This is a genomic window from Lacrimispora sinapis (assembly GCF_043633585.1).
Taxonomy (GTDB): Bacteria; Bacillota; Clostridia; order Lachnospirales; family Lachnospiraceae; genus Lacrimispora; species Lacrimispora sinapis.
The window spans coordinates 617,768-636,775 of the sequence record NZ_CP141832.1; the positions used below are offsets into that span (position 1 = coordinate 617,768).

Sequence of the window (19,008 nt, forward strand, 5' to 3'; positions counted from 1 at the left end):
GATGGAAATGACCAGAAAATTAAAAAAAGGCGGCTATACGGCGATCCTTTCCGTAATCGTCATCGCAGCCGTTGTGATATTCAACATGATTATAGGCCGTCTCCCGGAAAAGGTGCGGCAATGGGATATGAGCAGCACCCAGATCTATACCCTTGGCCAGACCACAAAGGATCTGTTAAAAGGGCTTGATAAGGACATTACCATTTATGTGGTGGGCGATCCGGCTGTTGTGGATAAACGGATTACCAGCTTTGTAAAACGATATGAAGATTTGTCTTCCCATATTAAAGTGGAAACGGTGGACTCTGTTCTCCACCCGGATCAGCTGAATCAGTTAAAGGCCCAGGACGACGCCCTGTTTGTAAAGTGTGAAGCAACCAACAAAACAGAATCCATTCCATTTACAAGCATCATTAAAATGGATGAATCATCCTATTATTATACCGGGCAGTCCCAGGAATCCCAGTTTGACGGAGAGGGCCAGCTGACCAGTGCCATTTCCCATGTGACAAGTGATGTGGAGAAAAAGGTCTATGTGACCGAAGGCCACGGAGAAGCGGTACTTGGAGCCACGGTTTCCGATATGCTCAAAAAATCCAATCTGACGGTGACCTCCTTAAATCTTCTTACGAAAGGAAGCATTCCAAAAGATTGTGAGCTTCTCCTGTTAAACGCCCCGGTATCCGATCTGGCAGATGATGAGAAAAAGATGATCTCTGAATTTTTGGATAAGGGCGGCAACGTGCTTCTTTTAGCAGGATATTCGGAAAAGGAACGTCCCAATTTAAACCAATTGATGAACGCATACGGTCTGAATCTGGAAAACGGCCTTGCAGCCGATACCAAAAATTTTTACCAGAATAATCCGTACTACATTTTCCCTACCATTCCGTCAGGAAGTGAAGTGACAAATGGTCTCGATACCAAAAGTGCCTCTCTTGTTCTGCAGTCGGCAGCCATGACCCAGTTAAAGGCGCTGCCGGAAGGCGTGGAAGTGACCCCCTTTATGAAAACGAGTGAAAAGGGGATGCTGGTGACGGCTGATAAGCAGACTCCCGGAACCTATATTTTAGGAGCCGTTGCGGAAAAGACCCTGGATTCCGGTACCGCCCGTTTCACCGTATTAAGCACCCCGTCCTTGATTGATGAAGGCTTAAATACCAGCTTTACCAATCTAAATAACTTAAACCTGTTCATGAATGCGGTGACCGCCAATTTTGATGATGTGGCAAACGTATCCATTCCGGCCAAGAGCCTTGCTGTAACCTATAACACCGTGACCCGCGGCGGCCTGTGGGGAATCCTGTTTATTTTTGTGATTCCTGTGATCACCCTGGCTGTGGGACTGGTGATCTTTATGAAGCGCAGACGTCTGTAAAAGGAGGGAAACCATGAAAAAGAAAAAAGGTATTTTCTATGGTGCATTGGCACTGGTTATCCTGTGCCTGATCTATACAGGAACCACCCTCTATCTGGACCACAGCGAGAAAAAGGAAAATGAAAAAAAGGAAGCCGATAAAGCTTATATGACAGACTTGGGGGAGGTGGCAGCCGTTTCTTTTGAAAAAGACGGGAAACCATTGTCCTTTACCAAAAAAAACGGAGTGTGGAACTATGACAACGATGACCTCTTTCCGGTAAAGCAGACAAAGCTGGAGGGCTTAGCATCCACCGTTTCCAAGCTGGAAGCCCTTCGTAAGCTGGAGGGAGGAGACCCGCTCAGCGCCTATGGTCTGGATAAACCCATAAGAATCATCGAAGTAACCTCAAAAGAGGGGAAAAAATCCCGGATTCTTTTAGGAAACGGCACAGAGGATGGAAATTATTATGCAATTGTTGAAGGGGAGACCACTCCCTATTTAATCAGTTCTTCTCTTTACAGTGAAACGGACGGGGAACTCAATGATTTTATGGCTTTAGAAGAATTCCCCGCCATTTCAGGAACGGATATCAAGACCATTACCATAACAGAAAATGGAACCACCCATCATTTTGTAAAAAAGAAACCAGACGATAAAAAGGGGACCGTGGAATGGTATAAGGATTCTGCAGATTCTCCGGATCATAAGCTTAAAGACAATTCCACGTTAAATGTACTGGCGGACTCCCTGAGCAGTCTTACCGTAAAAAACTGTGCCAATTATAAAGTCCAGGAGAGCGAGCTTGCGGGCTACGGCCTGGATAAGCCTACGGCCGAAATCACCTATACCTATGAAAAGAACGGAAAGGAAGAAACTTTTCAGCTGACCGTAGGTTCCCTGAACCAGGATTCCACCAGTTACTATACCCGGACGAAAAATTCCTCCAACATCAATGAGATTGAAAAAGCCTCCATTGATAAATGTCTGAATGTGGATAAACAGGCGTAAACCGTTCTCCGTGCAGGATTTTTTTGGAGAAAATAAAGAATAAAAAAGCAGTGCCGAACGCAAATTTCCGGCGCTGCTTTTTTTAATGGACCGCTCTTTTATTCTCTTTTATAACCTTGATTTATAGTATCAATTCCAATCTTATATAGTTGTTTCCAGTAAAATTATTTTATTTTAGTTGAAAAATCTCGATAAATGTTCTATTATGAGAAGAAATATATTAGCATAGTACAGTGGCATAGAGGGAGAGGACGAGATGAATTACAACATTGCAGTGATCCCCGGTGACGGAATCGGGCCTGAAATCATTGGAGAAGCCAGGAAAGTCCTTGATAAAGTGGGGAGCGTATACGATCATAAATTTCAGTATACCGAAGTCCTGATGGGCGGCATATCCATTGATACCCATGGAGTTCCATTAACAGACGAAGCTCTAAAAACAGCAAAAAAAAGTGATTCCGTTCTCCTTGGCGCAGTCGGCGGAGATGTAGGAAATTCAAAATGGTACGATGTGGCACCGAATCTCAGACCTGAAGCGGGGCTGCTATCCATCCGCAAGGGTCTTAATTTATTTGCCAACATAAGGCCGGCCTATCTCTACAAAGAGCTGTCAGCGGCCTGCCCCTTGAAGGAAGAGATTATCGGAGACGGCTTTGACATGGTGATCATGAGAGAGCTGACAGGCGGACTGTATTTCGGAGCGCGTTCCACCAAAGAGGTGGATGGTGTTTGGACGGCTGTCGATACGCTTACCTATAATGAAAAGGAGATCCGAAGGATCGCCGTCAAGGCATTTGACATCGCCATGAAGCGCAGAAAACAGGTGACCAGCGTGGATAAAGCCAATGTGCTGGATTCTTCCAGACTATGGCGCAAGGTGGTGGAAGAGGTGGCAGAGGATTATCCGGAAGTCACATTGAGCCATATGCTGGTGGATAACTGTGCCATGCAGCTTGTGATGAATCCGGGACAGTTCGATGTGATCCTTACGGAGAACATGTTTGGAGATATTTTATCGGACGAGGCCAGTATGATCACCGGTTCCATCGGAATGCTGCCCTCAGCCAGTATGAATGAAAGCAAATTCGGAATGTACGAACCAAGCCATGGTTCCGCCCCGGATATTGCAGGAAAAAATATAGCGAATCCCATAGCCACCATTTTATCAGCGGCCATGATGCTCCGTTATTCCTTTGACCTTGATAAGGAGGCGGAGTCCATGGAAAAAGCGGTGGAGGCCGTATTAAGGGAAGGATACCGGACCCCGGATATTTTATCGGAAGGCTGTAAAAAAGTATCCACCACGGAGATGGGAGATTTGATCGCAAAGCGAATCGGAATATAAATGTCAATCATTGCCGGAAGCGGAAGAAAACTCTAGTTTTTTACCGCTCCCGGATTTCCATATAATCAGAACATTTAGAATAAAAAAAGGAGTGTGCAGCAGATGAAGAGTGATTCAGTTAAAAAAGGAATGCAGCAGGCACCTCACCGTTCCCTGTTTCATGCACTGGGAATGACAGAGGAAGAGATGGAGAAGCCTTTGATTGGAATCGTCAGTTCCTATAATGAAATCGTACCGGGTCATATGAACTTAGATAAGATTACCAATGCCGTTAAGATGGGTGTTGCCATGGCTGGCGGAAACCCGGTCATGGTGCCGGCCATTGCCGTCTGTGATGGAATTGCCATGGGTCATATCGGGATGAAATATTCCCTGGTCACCAGAGATTTAGTTGCGGATTCGACGGAATGTCTTGCGAGAGCACACGCCTTTGATGCTCTGGTTATGATTCCCAACTGCGATAAGAACGTTCCCGGACTTTTAATGGCGGCAGCCCGCATTAATGTACCCACAGTGTTCGTCAGTGGCGGACCAATGTTAGCTGGACGTGTGCATGGACATAAAACCAGTCTTTCCAGCATGTTTGAAGCGGTTGGTGCTTATACGGCAGGCACCATGTCCGAGGAAGATGTAAAGGAATTTGAGCAGAATGCATGTCCCACCTGCGGTTCCTGTTCCGGGATGTATACCGCCAACAGCATGAACTGTCTGACCGAAGTTTTGGGCATGGGACTGCGCGGAAACGGAACCATTCCGGCGGTCTACTCCCAGCGTCTGGCCCTGGCAAAGCATGCAGGAATGGCTGTTATGGATATGCTGGAAAAGAATATCCGTCCCCGTGACATCATGACTGAGAAAGCATTTAAGAATGCCCTGACCATGGATATGGCACTGGGATGCAGCACCAACAGTATGCTTCACCTTCCCGCCATCGCTCATGAAGCAGGCGTTGAGTTAAATCTGGAAATTGCCAATGCCATCAGTGCCAAAACGCCCAACCTCTGCCATCTGGCTCCGGCAGGCCCTACTTATATAGAAGATCTGCATGAGGCAGGCGGTATTTATGCGGTTATGAATGAGATCAGCAAGCTTGGACTTCTGGAGCTGGACTGCATGACCGTAACAGGGAAAACCGTGGGAGAGAATATTGAGGGCTGTGTCAATAAGGACCAGAAGGTGATCCGTCCGGTGGAAAACCCCTATAGCGTCACCGGAGGAATTGCCATTTTAAAAGGCAATCTGGCTCCCGACTCTGCCGTTGTAAAACGTTCGGCCGTTGCACCTGAGATGTTAAAGCATGAAGGCCCTGCAAGAGTCTTTGACTGCGAGGAGGATGCCATTGAAGCGATCAAAGGCGGAAAGATCGTGGCAGGAGATGTGGTGGTGATCCGTTACGAAGGTCCTAAGGGCGGTCCTGGCATGAGAGAGATGTTAAATCCTACTTCAGCCATTGCCGGAATGGGACTGGGTTCCTCCGTGGCTCTTATTACGGACGGCCGTTTCAGCGGTGCATCAAGAGGTGCGTCCATCGGTCATGTCTGTCCCGAAGCAGCCGTGGGAGGTCCCATCGCTCTGGTGGAAGAGGGAGATATCATTTCCATTGATATTGACAATCACCGGCTTGATGTAAATGTTTCAGAGGAAGAACTGGCAGCCAGAAAGGAAAAATGGCAGCCAAGAAAGCCAGCAGTAACCACCGGATATCTTGCCCGGTACGCAGCCATGGCAGCCCCGGCCAGCCGTGGAGCAATTCTTGAATTATAAAAAAGGAGCGGCCTATGAAGACATTGACAGGAGCGGAAATATTAATTGAATGCTTAAAGGAGCAGCAGGTGGATACGGTTTTTGGATATCCGGGAGGTTCCATCCTAAATATATATGATGCCCTTTATAAACATCAAGACGAGATCACCCACATCCTCACCGCCCACGAACAGGGGGCATCCCATGCGGCAGACGGATATGCCAGAGCCACCGGAAAGGTAGGGGTCTGTATGGCGACCTCAGGCCCTGGAGCCACAAATCTTGTAACGGGAATTGCTACAGCCTATATGGATTCCATCCCAATGGTAGCCATCACCTGCAACGTAGCCCTTGAGTTACTTGGACGGGACAGCTTCCAGGAGATTGATATTACAGGCGTAACCATGCCCATTACAAAGTATAATTTTATTGTAAAGGATATCACCAGACTGGCGGATACCATCCGCAGAGCCTTTGTGATCGCACAGACGGGTAGACCAGGCCCCGTCCTCATTGATATCACAAAGGATGTAACGGCAGCTTCCTATGACTATGAATATCAGGAACCGGAGCCTATCATCCGTCAGGAAGCGACCATCACCGAAGAAGCTCTGGAAGAAGCACTGAAGCTGATCCGCAAAGCCCAGAAACCTTATATTTTTGTAGGCGGAGGAGCCATAACTGCCGGGGCATCGGAAGAGCTTTGCTCCTTTGCCCATAAGATTCAGGCTCCGGTGGCAGACAGTCTGATGGGAAAAGGCGCCTTTGACGGGACCGATGAACTTTATACCGGTATGGTGGGAATGCATGGAACAAAGACCTCCAATTTAGGAATCACCGAGTGTGATCTTCTGATTGTAATCGGAGCCAGGTTCAGTGACCGTGTAATCGGCAAAGCGTCTAAGTTTGCAAGAAATGCCAAGATCCTTCAGTTTGATGTTGACCCGGCTGAGATTAATAAGAATGTAAAGACCCATGCCAGCGTCATCGGAGATGTAAAGTCCATTCTGAGGAAATTAAATGCCCGTCTGGACCCGATCAACCATGAAGAATGGCTTGCGCATATCGACCGGTTAAAGGATATGTATCCGATGCGGTATGAAAAGAGCATTCTGACAGGGCCCTATATCATTGAGAAGATCTATGAGGTCACCGGCGGAGATGCAGTCATTTGTACCGAGGTAGGCCAGCATCAGATGTGGGCCGCCCAGTTCTACCGGTATAAATACCCCAGAAGCTTTATTACCTCCGGGGGTCTTGGGACTATGGGCTACGGACTGGGGGCTTCCATGGGTGCCAAAATGGGAGCGAAGGACAAAGTGGTCATCAACGTGGCCGGTGACGGTTGTTTCCGCATGAATTTCAATGAAATTGCTACCGCCACCCGTTATAACATCCCCATCATCCAGGTGGTTTTAAACAACCATGTGCTCGGTATGGTACGCCAGTGGCAGACACTGTTCTATGGCAAACGGTATTCCCATACCGAATTGAATGACCAGGTGGATTTTGTTAAGATAGCAGAAGGAATGGGAGCAAAGGCTTACCGCGTCACCGCCAAAGAAGAATTTGAGCCGGTGCTGAAAGAAGCAATTGCCCTGAACGTTCCTGTTGTTATAGATTGTCAGATTCATTGCGACGATAAAGTATTCCCCATGGTATCACCGGGGGCGCCGATTGATCATGCATTTGACGCAGAAGATTTAAAGATTTAAAGATTTAGCAGACAGCTAAAATTATGAGGAGGAAGAGATATGAGCAGAGTGTTTAATTTTTCCGCAGGGCCAGCAGTTCTGCCGGAGGAAGTCCTGAAAGAAGCCGCAGAAGAAATGATGGATTACAGAGGCTGTGGAATGTCCGTAATGGAGATGAGCCACCGGTCTAAAATGTTCCAGACCATCATTGGCGAAGCAGAAGCGGATCTCAGGGAATTAATGGGAATTCCGGATAATTACAAGGTATTGTTTTTACAGGGAGGTGCATCCCAGCAGTTTGCCATGATTCCGATGAATTTATTTAAAAACCGCGTAGGCGATTTTATCATCACCGGACAATGGGCAAAAAAGGCATACCAGGAAGCGTCGCTTTATGGAAAAGCCAATGCAGTTGCATCGAGTGCCGACAAGACCTTCAGTTATATCCCGGATGTCTCCGATCTGCCCATCTCTGAGGATGCGGATTACGTGTATATCTGTGAGAATAATACCATTTACGGAACGAAATATAAAACCCTTCCTGATACAAAGGGGAAAACACTGGTTGCCGACCTCTCCTCCTGTTTCTTATCCGAACCTGTTGATGTTTCAAAATACGGCCTGATTTTCGCAGGCGCCCAGAAAAACGTGGGACCTGCCGGTGTGGTGATCGTCATTATCCGGGAAGATCTGATTTCAGAGGAGGTGCTTCCTGGGACTCCCACCATGCTTCGTTACAAGACCCATGCAGATGCCGTTTCCCTTTATAATACCCCTCCGGCATATGGGATCTACATATGCGGAAAGGTGTTCCAATGGTTAAAGAAGTTAGGCGGATTAAATGCCATGAAAGAGATCAATGAAAAGAAAGCAGCCCTTCTTTATGACTTCCTGGATCAGAGCAAGCTGTTTAAGGGAACCGTAGTAAAGGAAGACCGTTCCCTCATGAATGTTCCTTTTATCACCGGAGACGAAGCGCTTGATGAACTTTTTGTAAAGGAATCAAGAGCAGCAGGCTTTGAAAACTTAAAGGGGCACAGAACCGTAGGCGGTATGCGTGCCAGCATTTATAACGCCATGCCGACAGAAGGGGTAGAGAAGCTAGTTGCTTTTATGAAAGATTTTGAAGAAAAGCACGCCAAATAAACACATGGGAAGGAGAACGGAACGTATGAAAAAAATACATTGCTTAAATGAGATTTCCCCTTGCGGAACCGCATTACTGACAGAGGAATATACACTGACAAACGACATCAAAGAGGCCCAGGGGGTCCTTGTAAGAAGTGCCTCTATGCATGAAATGGAACTGCCGGAAGGGCTTTTAGCCATTGCGAGAGCCGGTGCAGGGGTCAACAACATCCCCCTGGATGGCTGTGCGGCAGAGGGAATCGTGGTGTTCAACACTCCGGGAGCCAATGCAAACGGAGTAAAGGAACTGGTTCTTGCAGGTCTTTTACTGGCCTCCCGGGATATCACAGGAGGCATCGACTGGTGCAAGGCCAACAAGGATGATGAAAACATTGCAAAGTCTGCGGAAAAAGCAAAAAAAGCATTCGCCGGATGTGAAATCAAAGGAAAAAAGCTTGGGGTTATCGGCCTTGGTGCCATTGGCGCGGAAGTAGCCAACGCCTGCTCCTCTCTTGGAATGGAGGTTTACGGATATGACCCCTTCATTTCCGTTACCGCTGCCTGGGGACTCTCCAGAAATGTCAAACACATCACTTCCGTGGATACCATTTACAAGGAGTGTGATTACATCACCATCCATGTTCCCTTGATGGATAATACAAAAGGAATGATTCATAAAGCTGCGTTTGACAGCATGAAGGACGGAGTCGTTATATTAAACTTTGCCAGAGACATTTTGGTCAATGAAGATGATATGGCGGAGGCATTAAAATCCGGCAAGGTTAAAAAATATGTAACCGATTTCCCGAATCCCAAGTCCGTTCACTTAGACGGTGCTATCGTGATCCCTCACCTTGGGGCTTCTACCGAAGAATCTGAGGATAACTGTGCAAAGATGGCGGTGGAAGAGATCATGGATTACATCGAAAACGGCAACATCCGCAACTCGGTGAATTTCCCGGCCTGTGACATGGGGATCTGCAAGGCAGCCAGCCGTATCGGGGTGCTTCACTTAAACATTCCCAACATGATCGGGCAGATCACAGGAACGCTTGCAGCAGGTAATGTAAATATTTCAGATATGACCAACAAGAGCCGTGAAAAATATGCATACACCCTGCTTGACCTTGAAAATGCCCCTGATGCCATGAGCATTCAGAAGCTTAACGCCATCAAAGGCGTGCTGCGGGTAAGGGTAATCAAATAAAGGAGATATTATGGCTATCGTAAAACCATTTCAATGTGTAAGACCAGAAAAGCAGTATGCCCATCTGGTAGCCGCTCTTCCTTATGATGTATACAACCGCAAAGAGGCTTGTGAAGTGACGGCAGCAAATCCAAAATCATTTTTAAATATCGACCGTCCGGAGACCCAGTTTTCCGATGACGTAGATACATATGATGACCGTGTTTATGAGAAGGCAAGACAGATGTTAGAAAGCTGGATCAGCGACGGAACCTTGCAGAAGGACCGTAAAAAAGCTTACTATATCTATCAGCTGATCATGGATGGAAGGAGCCAGACCGGAATTGTGGCCTGCTCCTCCATTGATGATTATGCAAAAGGAGTCATTAAAAAGCACGAAAATACCAGAGAAGAAAAAGAACGGGACCGGATCCGCCACGTGGATACCACCAATGCCCAGACCGGTCCTATTTTCCTGGCGTACCGCTCAAAGGAAACCATCAACCGGCTGGTGGCAGAGGTTACCGAGAAAAGTCCCCTGTATGACTTTACATCCGATGACGGGATCAGCCACAAGGTATGGCGGATTGCAGAACCGGAAACCGTTGGAGAGATTGAACAGGCTTTTCTTGAAATTCCGGTCACCTATATTGCCGATGGCCACCACAGAGCGGCTTCTGCTGTAAAAGTGGGACTAAAGCGCCGGGAAGAAAATCCGGGATATACCGGAGAAGAGCCTTTTAACTTTTTCCTTTCCGTTTTATTCCCGGATGACCAGCTGATGATCTTGCCCTATAACCGCGTGGTAAAGGATTTAAACGGACTATCGGAGGAAGCGTATTTAAAAAAATTGGAAGAGTCTTTTCTGGTGGAGTTGACAGGCGAAAAAGCGTATGCTCCTGCACAGAAAGGAACCTTTGGTATGTATTTAAACCACAAGTGGTACCGGCTCACCATAAAAGAATCCTTTCTATCTAAGGACCCGGTAAAGGGGCTTGATGTTTCCCTTCTTCAGGATCATCTCCTGAATCCGGTTTTGGGAGTGAAAGATCCGAGAACCGATCAAAGGATTGATTTTATCGGGGGAATCCGGGGGTTAAAGGAGCTTGAGAGACGGTGTGAGGAGGATATGACAGTGGCATTTTCCATGGTTCCCACTTCCATCGAGGAACTGTTTTCCGTAGCAGATGCAGGTCTTTTGATGCCGCCTAAGTCCACCTGGTTTGAGCCGAAGCTTCGCAGCGGTCTGTTTATTCATCCGTTGTCTCCGGTTTAAGCTCCTTTATGCGGTATTGTTCATAGACCTCAAGAAGCTGGGGACGTTTGACCACTCCTATTTTCTGAAAAATGTTATGTACGTGGGTTTTCGCCGTTCCCAGCGAAATGCAGAGAATATCGCTGATATCCTGATTGGTTTTATCAAGGAGCAGGACTTTTAGGATTTCCCGTTCCCTGGAAGTCAGATGATAGGCTTCGCTGAAATGGTATAGAAGGCTGTCTTCAATGTCTGAAGGTATGGTTCGTTCACTTTTTCTGTTTACGGCAGAAACGATGCGGTTATTCCTTAGCATTACTTTTAGGTAATCCATGAGATAGGCGGTTGTAAAGCCTGCGTGGGTGATGTATAGAAGATCAGAAGTAAAGCTTCGGTTGTTCATAATAATAGAAGAAGTGGAATAAGTATCGAAATTAAAGATCACAATGGTGTCTTCTGCAATAACCAAAAGATTTAAGAAAATGGTAATCATAAAAAGTCTTTTGCACCATCGGTAAAAGGAACCCTGAAATTGTTCAGGGTTTTTTTTGCGTATAAAAAAACTTCTGGCTGCCACATAGGTGTTGAAAAGCTGGCTGGGAAGAAAGTAGAGCCATATTTTCCAGGAGCTGTTCTTTAATGCGGGAACAAAAAGCATAAAGATCACGTAAAAGGCCAGAATTCCATAATCCAACCCCATGATCCTGCGGTTTAGTAATTTCTGAAAGATGTTTAAGTAGCCCAGGGACAGGATCAGATAGATCAGAGTCTTGTAAGTGGGAACAATCATAAAGAGTTTATTATAAACATCTGCAAAATGAACAAACATTTCTGAAAGAAATATCACCATATCATCCATCAAAACGGCAGAAAAAATTATGCCGGTCCAAAGTAAGATCTTTTCCCTCCCATTCATGAAAAGCAAAAACGACATCCAGATTATACCGGAATATACCATGATCAAAACCAGATTGTAAATAAATATCCCAATTCTTTCCATAGAGACCTCCTGTCTTTTTTTGTCGGAACGTAAGTTATAAACAGTATAGCAAAATCAAAAGTTTTTTCAACCACAAAAAACTCAAAAAACCCATTTTTTAGTGCAATATGCACAAAAGATTAGAGGAGTTTATGGTGAAATGGTGAAAAGGTGTTATAAAAATCTATCCATTCGATCCATTCTCAACCCATCTTCAAACTGCTATTTTCGTCTTGTGAGGACGGTCTCAAAGCGAAATCACAGAAAAAACAGCAAAGGAGGTTTACCAGTGGCAGAAAAGATTGTTCTGGCTTTGGGAGGCAATGCACTCCAGTCAGGGAAGGAAGGAGCAACCGCTGAGGGACAGCGTTTGGTAGTGCAAAGAACCTGCGAATCCATTGCACAGTTAAATGAACGCGGGTATGAAATGGCCATTGTACATGGAAACGGTCCTCAGGTGGGCCGGATTGTCATGGCCAGCGAAGCGGCAAAAGATATCACTCCTGCAATGCCCTTTGATGTATGCGGAGCCATGTCCCAGGGCTATATCGGTTATCACCTGCAGCAGGGGCTGAAATACGCTCTTAATAAACGAAACCAGAGTTTTCCCGTTGTAACTATCTTGACGCAGATGATTGTGGATGGACAGGACCCGGCGTTTCAAGATCCCACCAAGCCCATCGGACCTTTTTATACCAGAGAAGAAGCACAGGTCCTGGAAAAAGAAAAGGGGTATGTGATGAAGGAGGATTCCAAAAGGGGATACCGCAGAGTGGTTGCATCCCCTCTTCCCCAAAAAATTGTGGAAATTGAGGCGGTGAAAGAGCTGTGGCCTCATGCCATTGTCATTACCTGCGGCGGCGGCGGGATACCGGTGATTGAAGATCCTACGGGAGCCTTAAACGGAACGGCAGCAGTCATTGACAAGGATTTTGCGGCAGAGCTTCTGGCAGAGCAGGTAGATGCAGATATCTTAATCATTTTAACAGAAGTGGAAAAGGTGGCGGTCAACTTTAACAGGCCGGACCAGAAGGATCTGGACCATTTGAGCCTTCTGGAAGCCCATCAATACTGCAAAGAAGGACAATTTGCACCGGGAAGCATGCTGCCTAAGGTTCAGGCAGCCATGAAATTTGTACGCTCCAATCCCTCAAAACGAGCCATTATTACGTCTCTGGATAAGGCTTTAGAGGCACTGGACGGAAAGACAGGAACCGTATTTACATTTAACGGATAAAAAACATATTAGGAGGATTTGCCATGAAAGCAAACGGAGTAACCCATTTTATTGACACCAACGATTTTACAAAAGAAGAACTGCTTGACATCATTGATTTGTCTCTTGCAATCAAAAAAAGCATTCAATCGGGATATCACCCGCCTTTGATGAAGGGGAAAACATTGGGAATGATTTTCCAGCAGTCTTCCACAAGGACTCGTGTCTCCTTTGAAACAGCCATGGAACAGCTGGGAGGACATGCCCAGTATTTAGGGCCTGGAATGATCCAGCTTGGGGGCCATGAGACCATTGGCGATACGGGAAAAGTGCTTTCTCAGATGATTGATGTGGTGATGGCGAGAGTGGTGGAACACAAAACTGTTGAGGAATTGGCAAGGGCCTGTTCCATTCCCGTATTAAACGGAATGAGCGATTACAATCACCCCACGCAGGAAATCGGGGATATCTGTACCATTGTGGAACATCTTCCAAGAGGAAAGAAGCTAGAAGAGTGCAAGGTGGTTTTTGTAGGAGACGGTACCCAGGTGTGCGCTTCTTTGGGATTTATCACCACAAAGCTTGGAATGCACTTTGTTCACTACGGACCAAAGAGCAATCAATTGTTAGAAGTACACAAACAGATCATGGAAGAAAACTGCAAACTCTCCGGCGGGACCTGGGAAGTAACCGACAGCCGGGAAAGCGTGAAGGGCGCGGACTTCATTTACACCGATGTGTGGTATGGATTGTATGAAAATGAGACCCCCAAGGAGGAACGGGTGGCGGCTTTTCATGACTACCAGGTGAACAGAGAGTTGATGTCTCTTGGAAATATTGGCTGTAAATTCATGCACTGTCTGCCTGCAACCAGAGGAGAGGACGTTACCGATGAGGTTTTAGACAGTGACAGCTCCATTGCATTTTTAGAGGCCGGAAACCGGTTGACGGCCATGAGAGGCCTTTTGGTCTACTTTACACAGTATCAGAGAAAACAGGCCAAAAGTGAACTTCAGATCGCGGCAGCAAAAGAAGAACTGGAAACATTCATGATTGATAGACGGATCAGATAGGGGGGATGGGTCATGTCAGATGCGCCAAAGAAAAAGTTTCGGCTAATTGATGCCATCATGGCGGTGATTTGTGTGGTGTTCGTGGCAGAAGCGGCAGGTCCTGTTGCAGCAATCGGCAACTCCCAGTATTTCTGGTGGATCTTTCTGCTGATCGCATTTTTGCTGCCCTATGGTCTGATTGCCTCTGAGCTTGGCACCGCCTATGAAGGGGACGGCGGGCTGTATGACTGGGTGTCAAAAGCCTTTGGTAAAAAATGGGGAGGAAGGGTCGCCTGGTATTATTGGGTCAACTTCCCGCTGTGGATGGCTTCTTTGGCGCTCATGTTTCCCAAGGTCATCGGTCTTTTGGCAAACACGGAGATGGGAATTCTTCCTTCATTGATTATTGAGCTTATCTTTGTATGGATTGTGGTCTTTATCAGCTTTTTCTCCGTTTGTGACAGTTCCTGGATCTTAAACAGTGCAGCCGTAATAAAAATACTGATCGCGCTGATTGTTGGGGGTCTGGGAATCTATGGGGCGGTCACTCACGGAGTTGCCAACGAATACACCCTGTCCTCCTTGCTTCCAAGCTTTGATTTGGACAGCTTATCCTACATATCGGTGATCCTGTTCAACTGCCTGGGCTTTGAAGTGGTGTGTACTTTTGCAGAGGATATGGAAAATCCAGGAAAACAGATCCCCCAGGCCATTGTAGCAGGCGGACTGGTGATTGCAGCAATCTACATCTTTATGGCATTCGGCATCGGCGTTGCCATCCCGTCAGACCAGATCAGCACCAGCACCGGTCTGCTGGACAGTGTACAGCTTTTGACCGGAACCACCAGAGGGACCCTTGTCATCGTTGTTGCCGTCGGATTTTTGCTGACCCTTTTGGGAAATATGATTTCCTGGTCTTTGGGAGTCAACAATGTGGCAGCCTATGCCGCTGACCATGGAGACATGCCAAAGGCATTCAAAATCAGAAGTAAAAAAAACAAGATGCCGGTAGGTGCTTCGGTAATGAACGGAGCAGTAGCAAGCATGGTGCTGATCATCGCGCCCTTTATTCCCAATCAGGATCTGTTCTGGAGCTTTTTCGCACTGAATCTGGTCATGTTTTTGCTTTCTTATCTGCCTGTATTTCCGGCATTTTTAAAGCTGAGAAGGATAGATTCTAAGACCGAACGGCCCTTTAAGGTTCGAGGAGGTCCGATGTTTTTAAAGGTTTTGGCAGGGCTTCCCATGCTGCTCATCATTATTTCCCTGATCTTTACGGCAATTCCTCTCAGATTTGACCGGAAAAGTCTGGCAGAAGTTCTTCCTATTACAATAGGGGCGGTAATATTTCTGCTGCTGGGGGAAATGAATGGGAACAAAAAACGAAAAAATTAAAAGAAAAGAGGGATACAAATGGCTAAAAGAATTATAGATTCAACTCCAAAACAGGATGGATACCGCATGCCTGCGGAGTTTGAGGAACAGGAACAGATCTGGATGCTGTGGCCGGAACGGACGGATAACTGGAGAAATGGTGCCAAACCCGCCCAAGCGGTATTTGCGGAGGTGGCAAAAGCCATTGCCCGGTTTGAACCGGTAACGGTCTGTGTGTCGCCGGGCCAGTTTCAAAACTGCCGTGCACGCCTTCCGGAGGATATCCGGGTCGTTGAGATGACCAGCAACGATTCCTGGATGAGAGACTGCGGTCCCACATTTGTGGTCAATGACCAGGGAGGCATAAGGGGATGTGACTGGACCTTCAATGCATGGGGAGGACTTGTGGACGGGCTGTATTTCCCATGGGATCAGGATGATCTGGTGGCTCGGAAGGTGTGTGAGATAGAGCGTATCCCAACCTACCGGACCGAAGGCTTTGTTCTGGAGGGAGGCTCCTTCCATGTGGACGGAGAAGGGACGGTGATTACAACAGAGATGTGCCTGCTCAGCAAAGGAAGAAATCCGCATCTGTCCAAGAAAGAGATCGAAGAAATGCTGGATGAATATTTAAACTGTCAGAAGGTGATCTGGATCAAAGACGGGATCGATCCCAATGAGACCAACGGTCATATCGACGACGTGGTTCAGTACGTCCGGCCCGGAGAGGCAGCCTGTATCTGGACCGAGGATGAGAAAAATCCCTTTTACAAACAAGCACAGGCAGCCTATAAGACACTTTCACAGGCCACGGATGCAAAAGGCCGTAAGCTGAAGGTACATAAGCTTTGTCTTACCAGAAATCCAGTCCTTTTGCAGGGAGCGGAAGCCATTGATCTGGTGGAAGGAACCATCCCCAGAGAAAACAATGAAATTTCCATTGCTTCCTATATGAATTTCCTTGTGGTAAATGGAGGCGTGATCGTTCCCCAATATGGAGATGAAAATGACTCTCTGGCTCTGAAACAAATCCAGGAGATGTATCCCGGCCGCAAGGTTGTGGGTGTGCGTACCGAAGAGATTGCCTTTGGGGGCGGTAATATCCACTGCATCACCCAGCAGCAGCCAAAAGTGAAATAACCATTATCGCTTCCGTCCTTCTGTTATAGCGGCTTCCGTTTCCTCCGGTACAGGTTTGGGCGGAACAAAGTTCTCCGGGATACCGAAATCTCTCATATCATAAATCCGGTCGTATTCTTTTGTTTCCTGGTTTTTCAGCGTTTCCGAACGGTTCATGGAAAGGAATTTTGTCAGCTCATAGCAGCTGATCCAGATTTCATTGTTTCCTTCTTTCTGAGACTCGTCAAAAATAAGCTGAAGTCCAAAATGGAGGTGAGACTGGTTTCGGATTCCCAGCCGCCAGCCGCCGTACTGGTTCCAGTAACTAATATAAAATTTTAATAGTTACTTATGGGCAAGGCCATTTTTCTATGGTTCTTGCCCATGCTTGTATTATAAATCCGTTTTTGAGGTTGTCAAGTAAAACTCCCTTTCGGCAGTCTTAATATCTTGATTTTTTACTTTTTATCATAACCGTTCTTCAAAGAATATCTCTAACTGGGAGTGTATCTGACTCCAGTCATGACGGTGCCCTGTCCATTTTTCGTGATGTCCATCGTCGTTAAGTACAGCATTTTTAGGAGGCTGTCGTCTGTGGGAAATACAGTCTTGCTTTTGGGAACCTTCCGCAGCTGTCGGTTAAATCCTTCTATGGCATTTGTGGTGTAGATTCGCCCAGTTATTCCCAGGACTTTGCACTTTCATTTTCTCCAACATACATTCCCAGTACATCCTTATGTCCGTTCATATCAATGCCAATGGCGACATAGACTGCCTTTATTATAATCCGGCCTTCACTTCTGACATGGAAATGTATCGCCTCCATAAATACTATGGCATAGATCTCCTCCAGGGGCCGTTCCTGCCACTCTTTTACAACAGGAAGTATTTTGTCCGTAATCCTGCTGACCGTACTGTCTGAAATATCCACTCCATAAAACTCCTGCAGATGACTTTCAATATCACAAGTGCTCATGCCTTTGAATACATGGAAAGGATCTTTTCCACCATGTCTCCATAGCTGGTATGCATGGTCTTAGTGTTATAGCCATTTCACGCAGAGCCTGTCTTTCGGGAGACTCGCCCCTTCTTCTCTTTGCCATATAATAAAACTTCCAAACTGAATGATTTTATTTTACATCAGTTTGAAGGGTTACACAAACTTTAGGATAGTCCCAAACCGATTGCTATATTTTCGTTGGTTTGCATGAAATACTTATATATTTTCTCCGTATAGTTTCTTCTTAAATTGGCATTGGCGGCATTCCTGACATCTTGTATAATCTTATAAACCAGTATTTGTGCTCGAAAATTTTGATACACATACACTGTCGCTTTTCCTGTTACACTCTCAAATTTCATTTTATTTTTTTAGGTATGATATTTTTTCTCTATTTCCCACTTTTCATAGTACAAATCCTGCAGTTGCTTATCTTTGTAATGTTTTGAAAGATTCATCATTAGTGTCAATTCATTGCATATAGGAAAAAAGCTCTTTGATATCCGGGTGTTTGTGTTAGCATTTTCTTTTATATACTGATATCTCTCTGGGTGTTTTTGGCGGATTTTTGCAAGGCGTTGTGATGTATGGAGTAATGTTATTGCCTCGTCAGACGATTTCATATCATTACGTTCTTTTTTATAATCATCTGATGAAAGTCGGAATAAATAATGGATTACCGCCTCTTCTATTCAATCAATGAATTCCATAGCTGGATACCCTCTATCGAAGATTACTAAAATCGGGCATCTTATCCCTAGCATTTTCAAATGCTTTAGATTCATTTTTGACATTTCGGTTTTACTCGTGGAAATATGTGCAATCCCAGTGTCCAAATAGAAACCGTTTAAAATATCATACATACCACTTACTAATGCACGTATTCGCCTCTGTTCAGAATGCTGTTTATTACTCTTGCTGAAACCCCATGGAGACTACTACTGCCTGCTACAGCTCTTGTTTGTTTTTGATTTTACGGAACGCTTTGTTCTGCAAGGCGCAATTATTGAGTCGATGCTTTTCCTTGTTTTACTTTGTTGGTCTTGTTGCTGATGTGGTATATAAAGTACTTCATCGTTATTGGGTCTCTTTCCAGAACCATGCTCAATTTCAGATCTCTCTAAAATCCAGCAAGGCTCTGGAATTTATTTACGGTCTGTTTAATTGCTTCCTTTGTGTTTTTTCCTAAACCCATTATACATTAGAAAGCCCTGTACGATATATTTTCATTAAAAGTTGTAAGGTGGTCAAAAGATTATAATGTTACACGATAGACTTCAAATTTTGGCACTTAAAGCGTATAAATTTAGCTTTTCGGTTGAAGAATCTAATAATTAGGTTATACTTAGGATATCTAAAAAGATTGAATAAAATATGCTGTAATCTGAATTATTAAATAGCATTATTTATTCAAACTTCTGACATGTTCTTGTTAAAGACATGTGGGATTTTGGCCCAAAATATATTTTGCAAGTATAAATTTATGCTGTAAAGCCTTATTACATAAAGATTTAAAAGGCTTTTTTATATGCGAAGCTTGAGTATTAA

The 19,008-nt window shown here is 45.6% G+C and carries 13 protein-coding genes and 2 pseudogenes; 12 read left to right on the top strand and 3 right to left on the bottom strand.

The window, feature by feature from the left end; genetic code table 11:
- Positions 1-7: 7 nt before the first annotated feature.
- The 8 genes from VIG27_RS02830 (at position 8) to VIG27_RS02865 (ending at position 10,741) form a co-directional block, all read left to right on the top strand.
- Positions 8-1,378, top strand: coding sequence for a Gldg family protein (locus tag VIG27_RS02830; protein WP_394525034.1), 1,371 nt, complete (start codon positions 8-10; stop codon positions 1,376-1,378).
- A gap of 13 nt (positions 1,379-1,391) precedes the next feature.
- On the top strand, positions 1,392-2,369 hold the full coding sequence (locus tag VIG27_RS02835) for a DUF4340 domain-containing protein (protein ID WP_394525035.1): 978 nt from the start codon (positions 1,392-1,394) through the stop codon (positions 2,367-2,369).
- 256 nt (positions 2,370-2,625) lie between these two features.
- Positions 2,626-3,714, top strand: a complete 1,089-nt coding sequence (gene leuB / locus VIG27_RS02840) for a 3-isopropylmalate dehydrogenase (protein ID WP_394525037.1) — start codon at positions 2,626-2,628, stop codon at positions 3,712-3,714.
- Between the two features lie 102 nt (positions 3,715-3,816).
- Entirely contained in the window at positions 3,817-5,478 is a 1,662-nt protein-coding gene (ilvD, locus tag VIG27_RS02845) for a dihydroxy-acid dehydratase (protein WP_394525039.1), read from the top strand.
- Positions 5,479-5,492: 14 nt separating this feature from the next.
- The gene (ilvB, locus tag VIG27_RS02850; protein WP_394525040.1) at positions 5,493-7,172 is read left to right on the top strand and encodes a biosynthetic-type acetolactate synthase large subunit; all 1,680 of its coding nucleotides are present in this window, start codon (positions 5,493-5,495) and stop codon (positions 7,170-7,172) included.
- A gap of 39 nt (positions 7,173-7,211) precedes the next feature.
- Positions 7,212-8,297 (top strand): 3-phosphoserine/phosphohydroxythreonine transaminase, encoded by a 1,086-nt coding sequence (gene serC, locus VIG27_RS02855; RefSeq protein WP_394525041.1) that lies wholly within the window; start codon positions 7,212-7,214, stop codon positions 8,295-8,297.
- Positions 8,298-8,322: 25 nt separating this feature from the next.
- Positions 8,323-9,486, top strand: a complete 1,164-nt coding sequence (locus VIG27_RS02860; RefSeq protein ID WP_394525042.1) for a phosphoglycerate dehydrogenase — start codon at positions 8,323-8,325, stop codon at positions 9,484-9,486.
- Between the two features lie 10 nt (positions 9,487-9,496).
- Positions 9,497-10,741: a DUF1015 domain-containing protein gene (locus VIG27_RS02865; protein WP_394525044.1), complete on the top strand. Its 1,245-nt coding sequence runs from the start codon at positions 9,497-9,499 to the stop codon at positions 10,739-10,741.
- Here VIG27_RS02865 and VIG27_RS02870 read toward each other — a convergent pair.
- Positions 10,716-11,720 (bottom strand): helix-turn-helix domain-containing protein, encoded by a 1,005-nt coding sequence (locus VIG27_RS02870; protein ID WP_394525047.1) that lies wholly within the window; start codon positions 11,718-11,720, stop codon positions 10,716-10,718. The two genes, VIG27_RS02865 and VIG27_RS02870, sit on opposite strands and share 26 nt — an antisense overlap.
- A 268-nt stretch (positions 11,721-11,988) precedes the next feature.
- On the opposite strand from VIG27_RS02870, the gene arcC reads away from it, so the two are divergent.
- From arcC to aguA, 4 genes are read left to right on the top strand one after another with little or no spacing between them, the layout of a single operon-like run.
- Entirely contained in the window at positions 11,989-12,936 is a 948-nt protein-coding gene (gene arcC / locus VIG27_RS02875) for a carbamate kinase (protein WP_394525052.1), read from the top strand.
- 23 nt (positions 12,937-12,959) lie between these two features.
- Complete coding sequence (ptcA, locus tag VIG27_RS02880; protein WP_394525056.1) at positions 12,960-13,988, top strand: putrescine carbamoyltransferase; 1,029 nt, start codon at positions 12,960-12,962, stop codon at positions 13,986-13,988.
- Positions 13,989-14,000: 12 nt separating this feature from the next.
- Entirely contained in the window at positions 14,001-15,362 is a 1,362-nt protein-coding gene (locus tag VIG27_RS02885) for an APC family permease (protein WP_394525059.1), read from the top strand.
- 18 nt (positions 15,363-15,380) lie between these two features.
- Entirely contained in the window at positions 15,381-16,481 is a 1,101-nt protein-coding gene (aguA, locus tag VIG27_RS02890; protein ID WP_394525061.1) for an agmatine deiminase, read from the top strand.
- Between the two features lie 3 nt (positions 16,482-16,484).
- Here aguA and VIG27_RS02895 read toward each other — a convergent pair.
- Both VIG27_RS02895 and VIG27_RS17745 read right to left on the bottom strand, forming a co-directional pair.
- Positions 16,485-16,781 (bottom strand): annotated as a pseudogene (locus tag VIG27_RS02895) (M23 family peptidase); the annotation flags it as partial.
- Between the two features lie 147 nt (positions 16,782-16,928).
- Positions 16,929-17,513 (bottom strand): annotated as a pseudogene (locus VIG27_RS17745) (transposase); the annotation flags it as partial.
- Positions 17,514-19,008: the final 1,495 nt, after the last annotated feature.